This window comes from Dellaglioa sp. CoH-57-MRSF-21, from assembly GCF_056781915.1.
The window spans coordinates 1-1,846 of sequence record NZ_JBXAXU010000010.1 but is presented as its reverse complement, the minus strand read 5'-3'; the positions used below and the strand labels follow the sequence as shown (position 1 = coordinate 1,846).

Sequence of the window (1,846 nt, the reverse complement as noted above, 5' to 3'; positions counted from 1 at the left end):
GGTGGAGCGCTTAGAAGTGAGAATGCCGGTATGAGTAGCGAAAGACAGGTGAGAATCCTGTCCACCGAATGACTAAGGTTTCCTGGGGAAGGCTCGTCCTCCCAGGGTTAGTCGGGACCTAAGTCGAGGCCGAGAGGCGTAGACGATGGATAACAGGTTGAGATTCCTGTACTAGTTATATTTGTTTGAACGATGGAGGGACGCAGCAGGCTAAGGAAGCGCACTGATGGATATGTGCGTCCAAGCAATAAGTCTGAAGTTGAGTTAAATGCTTAACTTTAAGGACAAGTTGTGATGGGGAGCGAAATTAAGTAGCGAAGTAACTGATGTCACACTGCCAAGAAAAGCTTCTAGTTAGAATATAACTACCCGTACCGCAAACCGACACAGGTAGTCGAGGAGAGTATCCTAAGGTGTGCGAGAGAACTCTCGTTAAGGAACTCGGCAAAATGACCCCGTAACTTCGGGAGAAGGGGTGCTGACCGAAAGGTCAGCCGCAGTGAATAGGCCCAAACGACTGTTTATCAAAAACACAGGTTTCTGCAAAATCGTAAGATGACGTATAGGGGCTGACGCCTGCCCGGTGCTGGAAGGTTAAGAGGATGAGTTAGCTTCGGCGAAGCCCAGAATTGAAGCCCCAGTAAACGGCGGCCGTAACTATAACGGTCCTAAGGTAGCGAAATTCCTTGTCGGGTAAGTTCCGACCCGCACGAAAGGCGTAACGATTTGGGCACTGTCTCAACGAGAGACTCGGTGAAATTATAATACCCGTGAAGATGCGGGTTACCCGCGACAGGACGGAAAGACCCCATGGAGCTTTACTGTAGCTTGATATTGAGTGTTTGTATAACTTGTACAGGATAGGTAGGAGCCGTAGAGACCGGAACGCTAGTTTCGGAGGAGGCATTGGTGGGATACTACCCTCGTTGTATGAACACTCTAACCCTCGCCACTAATCGTGGTGGGAGACAGTGTCAGGTGGGCAGTTTGACTGGGGCGGTCGCCTCCTAAAAGGTAACGGAGGCGCCCAAAGGTTCCCTCAGAATGGTTGGAAATCATTCGCAGAGTGTAAAGGCACAAGGGAGCTTGACTGCGAGACTTACAGGTCGAGCAGGGACGAAAGTCGGGCTTAGTGATCCGGTGGTTCCGTATGGAAGGGCCATCGCTCAACGGATAAAAGCTACCCTGGGGATAACAGGCTTATCTCCCCCAAGAGTCCACATCGACGGGGAGGTTTGGCACCTCGATGTCGGCTCATCGCATCCTGGGGCTGTAGTCGGTCCCAAGGGTTGGGCTGTTCGCCCATTAAAGCGGTACGCGAGCTGGGTTCAGAACGTCGTGAGACAGTTCGGTCCCTATCCGTCGCGGGCGTAGGAAATTTGAGAGGAGCTGTCCTTAGTACGAGAGGACCGGGATGGACATACCTCTGGTGTACCAGTTGTTCTGCCAAGGGCATCGCTGGGTAGCTATGTATGGATGAGATAAACGCTGAAAGCATCTAAGTGTGAAGCTCACCTCGAGATTAGATTTCCCATTCCTTTATGGAAGTAAGACCCCTGAAAGATTATCAGGTAGATAGGTTGGAAGTGGAAGTACAGTGATGTATGGAGCGGACCAATACTAATCGGTCGAGGACTTAACCACAAAGTGGTGTGAAACGGTGTACGGCTTAAAAATCAATGATAAATATTAGCTAGTTTTGAGAGAATAAGTTTTCTCAAAAAAAGAGTGTGGTGGCGATAGCAAGAAGGATACACCTGTTCCCATGTCGAACACAGAAGTTAAGCTTCTTAGCGCCAAGAGTAGTTGGGGGTCGCCCCCTGCGAGGGTAGGACGTTGCCATGCT

The 1,846-nt window shown here is 50.3% G+C and carries 2 rRNA genes (1 of these 2 cut by a window edge); both read left to right on the top strand.

The features are described from left to right. Nucleotides 1–1,644 (top strand): 23S ribosomal RNA (locus AC1RPQ_RS07540); it begins 1,375 nt to the left of the window's first position. An 85-nt stretch (nt 1,645–1,729) separates the two neighbouring features. Next, a 5S ribosomal RNA gene (gene rrf, locus AC1RPQ_RS07535) occupies nt 1,730–1,845 on the top strand. Nucleotide 1,846: the final 1 nt, after the last annotated feature.